Source organism: Methanolobus sp., assembly GCF_030682845.1.
Classification (GTDB): domain Archaea; phylum Halobacteriota; class Methanosarcinia; order Methanosarcinales; family Methanosarcinaceae; genus Methanolobus.
The window spans coordinates 1-8,970 of record NZ_JAUXNK010000013.1 but is presented as its reverse complement, the minus strand read 5'-3'; the positions used below and the strand labels follow the sequence as shown (position 1 = coordinate 8,970).

General features: G+C 42.9%; 8 protein-coding genes. 2 read left to right on the top strand and 6 right to left on the bottom strand.

The features are described 5' to 3' along the window. From feoB to Q8J68_RS01315, 5 genes are all read right to left on the bottom strand, one after another. Positions 1-1,716: ferrous iron transport protein B (feoB, locus tag Q8J68_RS01335; protein ID WP_305309771.1), on the bottom strand; the 1,716-nt coding region annotated here is incomplete at its 3' end. Positions 1,717-1,774: 58 nt separating this feature from the next. Next, entirely contained in the window at positions 1,775-2,011 is a 237-nt protein-coding gene (locus tag Q8J68_RS01330) for a FeoA family protein (RefSeq protein WP_305309770.1), read from the bottom strand. A gap of 185 nt (positions 2,012-2,196) precedes the next feature. Next, entirely contained in the window at positions 2,197-2,682 is a 486-nt protein-coding gene (locus tag Q8J68_RS01325) for a metal-dependent transcriptional regulator (RefSeq protein WP_015052832.1), read from the bottom strand. Between the two features lie 55 nt (positions 2,683-2,737). After that, the gene (locus tag Q8J68_RS01320; protein WP_305309769.1) at positions 2,738-3,907 is read right to left on the bottom strand and encodes a pyridoxal phosphate-dependent aminotransferase; all 1,170 of its coding nucleotides are present in this window, start codon (positions 3,905-3,907) and stop codon (positions 2,738-2,740) included. Positions 3,908-4,079: 172 nt separating this feature from the next. Next, positions 4,080-5,003 (bottom strand): hypothetical protein, encoded by a 924-nt coding sequence (locus Q8J68_RS01315; RefSeq protein WP_305309768.1) that lies wholly within the window; start codon positions 5,001-5,003, stop codon positions 4,080-4,082. A gap of 213 nt (positions 5,004-5,216) precedes the next feature. On the opposite strand from Q8J68_RS01315, the gene Q8J68_RS01310 reads away from it, so the two are divergent. Beyond that, entirely contained in the window at positions 5,217-6,014 is a 798-nt protein-coding gene (locus Q8J68_RS01310; protein WP_305309767.1) for an HD domain-containing protein, read from the top strand. Between the two features lie 44 nt (positions 6,015-6,058). Then, positions 6,059-6,982, top strand: coding sequence for a hypothetical protein (locus Q8J68_RS01305; RefSeq protein WP_305309766.1), 924 nt, complete (start codon positions 6,059-6,061; stop codon positions 6,980-6,982). Between the two features lie 686 nt (positions 6,983-7,668). Here the strand turns inward: Q8J68_RS01305 and Q8J68_RS01300 are convergent. After that, positions 7,669-8,451: a winged helix-turn-helix domain-containing protein gene (locus tag Q8J68_RS01300; protein WP_305309765.1), complete on the bottom strand. Its 783-nt coding sequence runs from the start codon at positions 8,449-8,451 to the stop codon at positions 7,669-7,671. Between the last annotated feature and the right edge of the window lie 519 nt (positions 8,452-8,970).

Below are 8,970 nucleotides of genomic sequence, written 5' to 3'. Positions count from 1 at the left end.
TGCCACTAAACCAAACACAAGGGCTACGGTCATCTTCCAGTCAAAACCGAGGGGTTCAAGGAGGGGTGCGAAGGAGTGGCCTATCATGCCGACATAACTTCCCTCGCTTCCATATTCTACTCCCCATGGGAATGAAGCCAGAGACCATATTATTACCACTCCGAGCAGTATGATGGTTCCTGCTTTTTTGATGTACATCGCCCCATTATCCCACATATGCACAATGCTTGTCCTGAGTGTGGGTACACGGTAAGGTGGCATTTCCATGATGAATGGCGCGGGCTTACCTTTCACGATCGTTGACCTGAGGAGTTTGGCAGATACGACTGCCACTACTATGCCAAGAACATACATGAAGAACACAACGGTCCCCGCCTGTCTCCCGAAAAAGGCCCCAGCCAGAAGTATATATATCGGAAGCCTCGCTCCGCAGGATATGAATGGCACTACCAGTATAGTAATAAGCCTGTCCTTCTCATCCTCTATGCTGCGAGCGGCCATGATGGCAGGGACATTGCACCCAAATCCCATGAGCAATGGGATGAAGGATTTCCCATGCATGCCTATCTTATACATGAGCCTGTCCATTATGAATGCTGCCCTGGCAAGATATCCGCTACCTTCGAGCAGGGATAGTAGGAAGAACAATATGAAAATGTTCGGAACAAATGTAAGCACAGCTCCGACGCCCCCGATGATGCCGTCTCCTATCAGCGAGGCCAGCCATTGCGGCTCCAGGCCGGAGCTCACATTGACCGCCAGCCATACAAATGCTCTTTCTATCATGTCGGTGAAAGGTGTGGCGAATGCAAAAGTAAGCTCAAAAGCTCCCCACATCAGGGCCAGAAATATTGGTATTCCTAAGTATTTATTTGTCAGTACCCTGTCTATCATGTCCGATTTTGTCAGTCTGACATTGCATCTTGTGCATATCTGTGGAAAAATAGCATTGATGGCAACATATCTTTTATCTGCTATCTCTGCCTCGTACTCTTCCTGGTCAATGGAAGCAAGCAGTTGATTGATGGCCGTAGACACCGGGCTTTTTTCCACCTTCGCCTTAACGTTCCCGTCCCCTTCAAGCAATCTGATGCTCATCCAGCGTAGAGGATACTTCTTTTGAAGACTCGGATCTGTCAGCAGGATCTTCTCTATCTCAAGGACCTTGCTCTCAATAACCTCTCCGTAGCCTATCTCACGTCCGTGGTACTTATCGTCCTGTTTCTGCTCGATCACCCTGTCGAGAAGCTCATTGATGCCGATATCACGGCTAGCCACAGTCTGCACTACTGGTGCTGCAAGGATTTCCTGCATCTTGTCGATGTAGAGTTTATCGCCTCTTTCCAGGGCAAGGTCACACATGTTAAGGGCTATGATCATCTCTGTCTCAAGCTCCATTAACTGTGTTGTAAGGTAGAGGTTCCTCTCAAGATTTGAAGCGTCAACTATCTGGATAACAATGTCTGGTTTTTCTTCTATGATATAGTCTCTTGCAACTATTTCATCCAGTGAGTATGCTGTGAGGCTGTAGGTACCAGGAAGGTCGGTGATCTCAATGTCGTAACCCCTGTATGTCCTCACTCCTGTTTTTTTCTCAACCGTAACACCGGGCCAGTTGCCCACATGCTGCCGGGAACCGGTTACTGCGTTGAACAATGTGGTCTTCCCCACATTTGGATTCCCTGCAAGAGCAACTCTGATTTTCGTGTTTTCCATAGGGTCCTCATTCATGTAACTTCGGTATGCAGGTCTTTTCTGATAATGGCAGGTTCCATCACTCGATCATCTGAACAAATATCTGACTTGCCTCTTCTTTCCTTATCGAAAGGTGATATCCCTTTATCTGGAACTCGATAGGATCTCCCAGTGGTGCCTTTCTCACAAGTTCCACTTCTGAACCGGCGACCATCCCCATGTCTAGCAGTTTCCTTCTGGCAGGACCTTTTACACGTACTTTGGTTATCCTTGCCAGTTCCCCAGGTTTGAGCATGTCAAGCGTGATCTCGGACATTTTAAGCAGTTCCTTCTCCTAGCAGAATCTCTGATACGGTAATCATGCTTTTGATATATAGCAATATCGCGATAGCTAATATGTTTCTGCATGCAAAACAGTTCGGCTGAATATGCTATACACTCTCTGTAACTCTTGTTAACAGCGTGCACAACTGCATTATCGCTACGTCTTGCCGTTAATAATTACTTTTTATTGTTCCCGTGTATCGGACAATCTTCTTTTTGGGACGGCTTGCAATCGATATATTCGCCTGTAGTGTAAAAGTGCCTGAAGTGGTCCAGCCAGTATGGCCATTCACTTCTCATATCAATGAACTCGACAAACTTTGTAAGGATCTCAAATGTTTCGGGCGCAAGTACGTGTTCGATCTTGCATGCATCAAGATTGGCATTTTCCTCGTCAAGCCCAAGCAGTAAGAGGAAATCCCTTATAACGCCGTGTTTCTCCATTGTGCATTTGGCGATCCTCTCTCCTTCTTCAGTGAGCGTGACACCGCCATACTTCTCATAGTTTATGTATCCGAGCTTGGTAAGTTTCTTGAACATTCCGGTAACGCTGGGTGAACTGAGCTCCAGTTCCCTTGAAACGTCCTTTACCTGGGCATAGCCTTTTCTTTCCACAACTTTTTCGATGGCTTTCAGGTAATCTTCAGTTCTTTCAGTTGTCATAAAAACCTACCGTTTTTCGGATTAGCTATTCTATGTAATGATGGGAGATGTTATCTTATATAAAAGTGCCGGTTTTGATTGCAAGGTACGTCTGAAGTCTGTCCATTCCTTCTTCTATTTTCTCCCTACTGTTCGCATAGGAAAAGCGCAGATGCCCTTCAGCACCGTTTCCAAAATCGATTCCAGGGGTGACAGCAACACCGGTATCTTCAAGTATTCTCCGGCTCAGCTCCAGTGAATCTTCTGAGAATCGGCGGGCATCAGCAAGTATGTAGTATGCTCCTCCGGGCTCGCCCTCAACCTCAAATCCCATTCCTCTCAGGCGTTTCAGCATATAGCGGCGTCTTTCATCATAAGTTGAGATCATCTCCTTTATCATATCCTGCGGTCCCCGGAGCGCGGCGATACCTGCATATTGCACAAAGGCATTCGTGGATATGAATAAGTTCTGCTGTACCTTTTGCAAGGTACGAACATACGCTTTAGGAGCTATCAGGTATCCCAGCCTCCAGCCTGTCATGGCATACAATTTGGAGAATCCATTAAGCACAAAGGCATTATCTGTGAACTCAAGGATGGTATGGTCCTCGCCGTCGTATACCAGTCCCTGATATATCTCATCGGATATTATGGGCACATCCCCGGCGACATCTGCCATCCCTCTAAGTGTTCCCTGGGGCATTACATGGCCTGTGGGGTTGGAGGGTGAGTTGATAAGTATCGCTTTTGTTTTTTTGTTAATCCTCGCAGCAACCTGTTCAGGCTGCAGTATAAATACGCTTTTACTGTCTGTATAGATGAAGTCAGGAACTCCGCTCACTGCTCTCACGAAATTAGGATAGCACGCATAATGCGGGTTTGACATTATCACTTCATCTCCGGGATTAATAAGTGCGATGAACAGCAAAAGCATGGCGGGACTGGTTCCAGATGTGATTATCACTTGCTCGGGGCTGATCACGACCCCATACTTATGCATGTAGTCCTCAACTATGGCTTCCCTGAGCTCCTGAATGCCCAGGCTGTGAGTGTACTTCGTGTTCCCTGAACACATCGCTGCAGCAGCAGCTTCGCATACGTGTGGCGCAGTGGGAAAATCAGGCTCCCCTATCTCAAGGTGGATTATGTTCCTGCCTTCTCTCTCCAGTTCCTGTGCTCTTTCAAGTACTTCCATAACATGGAATGGCGGCATATTTGCTGCTCTTTCGGATAAACTGATATTCATTATGATCGGGTCCCCGCCAGCTCTATAATAACAGGAAAGAGTAAGTATATAAAAAAGCTTCCACCCTGAATTCTGTCAGGACTGGCAAAGATAAAGAAAAAACCCGGCTTTGTAAGCCGGGCCAGGTGTTTAATTGATGTTCTGCTTTTTACTGCCTTTCCTATAATTGGCTCTATTGTTTCTTCTCTCTTGCATAAGCTACAATGGCATCCTTTATACCCCACTTGAATGCAACCACGATTGCAACTCCCCAGGCAAGCGGGTTGAGGAGAATATAGAATATGCTCGTATCTATTAGCATTGCATCAAGGGCAAGCAGGATTACTACCAATGCAAGGAAACCCCGAAGAGCGGGCATCCATATCTCACTGCCTTCAACATTCATATTCCTCATGAAGTTGCCAATATAGTCCGTGAACAGGTCTATTGCAAGAAGACCTATGACCAGTATCAGGACACCGGCAAACAGATTTGGCAGGTATGCTATCATGGCTGCGACAATGCCTGCAATGAGTATCAGGTTAAGGATATCCAGTGCAGCCATTATGAAAACCAGATAACCAAAGACCTTCACAATGCCGGCTATAAGTCCTGAAAATGTCATTCCGCTGGTTCTCATTCCGCTTCCAATGGATGTTCGTTCCAGGCGTTCATCAATACCGGTCGCAATAATGATATTCTTAACAAGGCCCGCCAGGAAATCGACAAGAAGCAAGCCTATTATCAAAACTGCCAGCGCGGATAGTATTAACGGGATGTATAGGATTATGCTTGTGATAAAAGCTGCTACAACCTGTATCTGCAAAAGGTCTATGATAATGACTGCAAAGATCAGATAAACGAACCATCTTATACCTGCGTCAAATAATTGCACAACAGTAAACTCTGTTCTTTCTATCATTCTCCCGAGGGATGTCCTGTTTATAAGGTCATCCAGCCCTACTTTGTCAAGAATCGCAGACCCGATTTTCCCCAGAGCTCTTCCCGCTATCCAGCCTATGATTATTAGTAATATCACGGCTATCAAAAGCGGAATAAAAGCGATTAACACATTTATCAGGCCATATACACTATTCGTTATAGCTGTTTCCACCATATTGTTTCCTCCCTTTCAAATGCAACATACTAAACCCACTTTAAATATGCAGCATTGAGATCACACAAATGGATGCCCTTAAAAGGAAGACATCACACTTAGTATACCTATCAAATTTTGTTATTGCTCTTATTTAAACATACTGTGCAATCAAATTGATAATCACTTTTCATAGAAAAATCCAATACTGATCGAGGCGTTAATGACTACCAGATGATAGGAGATAAGTTCCCTGATCTTGAAAAGAGGTTTCTGGAATACGCACGTTCTTTCTACTCGGAAGACAGTTTTATCCTCCGCAACATCAAGCTCAAGGAAAGGCACAGTCTGAGAGTATGCAAGAATGCCTCATTGATCTCGGCTTCTGAAAAGCTGGACTGTGAAGAGCATTACCTTGCTATGACCATCGCACTTTTCCATGATATCGGCCGCTTTGAGCAGTTGTCCAGATACAGGACCTTCAGGGATTCGGAATCCGAGGACCATGCACTTCTGGGTGTAAAGGTTCTGAAATCGGCGGGAATACTCTCTGTTTTATCTCCTGAGCAGCAGGATACTATCTATCAGGCGATCGGAAATCATAACAGGTACAGGATCCCCGATGGCCTTGACAGCAAATGCCTTTTACACTCAAGACTTGTGAGGGATGCTGACAAACTGGATATCTTCAAAGTCCTGACAGATTACTATTCTGAAAAGGATTCCTTTCCGAATCCTGCACTGGATATGGGCCTGCCCGATATCCCCGAGTACTCGCACAATCTGCTGGATGACATCTTCAATTGCCGCATAGCAAGCACTGCAAATGTGAAGACCTGCAACGACATGAGGCTTACAAGGCTCTCATGGGTTTTCGATCTCAACTTTCCCGAGACCTTGCGCCTTGTCAGGGAGCGGGGCTATATAGACATGATCGTGGAAAAGCTTCCGCAGGATAATAATGTGGCAACTATTCATGCTCATCTTAAAGGGCATATGGATTCTGTCCTTAATCTTCCATGCAAAGGGTAACTTCTTTAAAAGCCAGGTCCATACTCCATATAATGTGTCCTGCTATGGTAGAACTGATTAATTCGAGGATACGCCTCGTAGGGTCTTTGCCTGTGATCAGGGGATACTACCTCGTCCTGGGCGGTGGGAAGATAGGGGACTCTTTCCTCAGATACGCAAAGAAAGCGGGCTTCCCTTTTGTACTTGTGATCGATGCTGATGCCAATGCACCTGCTTCATTGAATGCGATTGTATTAAATGACAGGCGTTGTGTTATTGATACGATAAGTTCCATGGCTGCCAGCCAGGGAAAGGATACATCACAAAAGCCTTCTGCAAGGAAAGAGACTGAAGAAAAAATGACTTCTGAATCGCGTACTTATTTTCACCGGATGGATGTGAATGATGTCTTCTCTCTCCTGGCCCACGGGTTGCCTGAATTCATTATACCTGCCGTGACATCTCATGCTGCTGCGGACATAGTGGCAGATGCCCTGGACTTTGGGCAAGGAGGGCTTGTGCGCAAGCTTTCCATCACCAGGGATGAAGGAGAGATGATGGCTTTCTTCGAAAGCCTTGTCGCTGCCTTCCCAAAAGACATTGTAGCAGGGAGTTATTCTGAACATGGCGCTATATTCTTCTCATACGCGCAACCCGGGGAGATATGCCCGGACAACTGTCCCGGCCAGGAAAGTTATTGTCGTACCTTTGCCAGGGAGAAACCCCGGACCATTACAAGCTATGTTCGCGAAGTGACCTCGATTTATCCTGGGCAGGTATTTGAGAGCTGCCAGATGAAGCCTGGTATTGGTGGTATTAAAGGAATTGATCTAAGGCAAAACCTGGTTTCTGTCATGAGGCATGTTCTCACCCTCAGGCAAACCGCGCAGGAACATCCGGGAATAAAAGATAGCTCCTTTTTCATAGCAACCACCTGTAACTGTCATGGGATTCTGACCATGCTGCAGGTAAGTGAGGCCACTCATTGAGTGGGAATATCAGAAAAGGTTGGCCGGATGAAAATTTGGTGGTTGGTTGAAGTTGGTGGTACGATATGAACCCGGCCTAGTTTATAATTATATTAATTCATATAAAAATATATCTATTTGATCATGTGAGTTTCTATGCTTTTCAAGATTCTTTTTTCCTTCGATCATCACAAGGTTAAATAATATCCGGCCTGCACATTTAGGATCATGGTCTAAAAGCCTACACGTTCACACCCTTATTTTATGAGGTAGGTAGCATATCAACATTTCCTATAGGTCACTTATACAAAGGAAGTAATATCAGTATCTATGTTACTATATCACTAGTATAACCTTATACAAATCCTCTATTTTAATACCGATTATTAAAATGAGCTGTTAACTAAAGTTAAGTAAGGCTTGGGTTATATATTCTGAAAACTTACTAGGTATTGCGGGTCGTGGGGGAAAATGAGCCGCAATACGGGAGTGGATCAGTTGGGGAACATCTCGGATTCGTTAGGAGAGAGGCGCCTCATCTTACCTTGCTAGCTAGTTCTAAAATGGGTTCATTCCATAAAAGTCATTCCCATTAACAATTGTGATTTATTAATAAAAGCATATCGCCGCCACGATATATTTAGCGAACTTATCTATTTTGTAATATATGTAAGTCGCAGATATTGCTTTCCTATTGCTGCAACAAATTATATTTTGGTGATTGGTGTGGAATCCTTCAAGTAATAATCAAACAACTCTTTTCCCCATTTAAGAGCATCGGGGTCGTTGCACAGAATGTATTGCCCATCACTCTCATTATTATTTCTTAGTATACGCATGATAACATAATGGTCAGTAACCACAAGTGTCATTAAATCTAAATTGGGGTGAGCATAAATATTAAATGATTTAACTCCTTTCATGTCTTCTAAGAACTTATGGTAGTTCTTTTGCAAATGCTCGAGAGCATCTTTGGAGAATATAGCATTTACATTTACATTATTATTAGCCATTTCAGAGGAGAGTGCAGGATAACTAGGGTGAAAAGATGCAGCAATTATGTAAACAGAACTCGAAGTATAGCATGAATTAGTTATCGTATTATTCAGGTCATATATCTCACTGAGGTGAGGCTTTATCACTTGACATTTCCTAAGCTCATTAATTCTGCCCAATAGGTGAGGTGGGATAAAATCAAGGTTATGAGTTCCCCAATAATCAACACCTATATCCAAAACTTCGAGAGTATTTAAAAGAGGAACTATCTCATCAGTCACAAGTTCTCCAATTGTTGTTAATTCATAAATATCATCGTATTTATTAACAAGATAATGTTCTTCAAGTGTCTTTATCTGAGGAAGCAATGCCTGCCTGGTAGTATCAAGGGAATTTAGTAAATATTCCATCTCCTTAGCTCCATCTCTGAGCAAGAGAAGAACTCCCTTTCTTTTCTCTGACATGAACACAACATCAAGCAATGGTTTTGTCATTTAAAGCACATCCTAACAAGCAGTTATAATTTAATATAACCACACTCCAAACCCCCTCAACAACATGCATATTACTATTTAAAGTAAATTAAATACTAATATATGGAATTATTTAGTATTATAATAAATAATTTATCTTTTGTTCTAAAATATTCATGAAATACTCACATCGTATCATATAAAATTAATTAAAGGTAAGTTGTGAAATTACAAAAGGATTTTCATCCTGATTCACTGAGACATATGAAATTACAAAGATGTTAAAAAATATGATATTTAAGGAATATCATTTCCATCCCGATTAATTGAAAAACCCTTACTATTTATATTAAATTAAATAAGTTCTCCACGATAAATCTAGTAGTTTAATGTAAAGAATAAAATAAATAAGAACTGAATGGCTTAAAAGTGAAATTAAATAGTTTCATATATAGAATTTATACTGAGCTCTTTTTATTTAAATTCTAAATGTTCATCTATGTATATTTCAATCTCTAATTGAGGTATTAAAAATGTCAA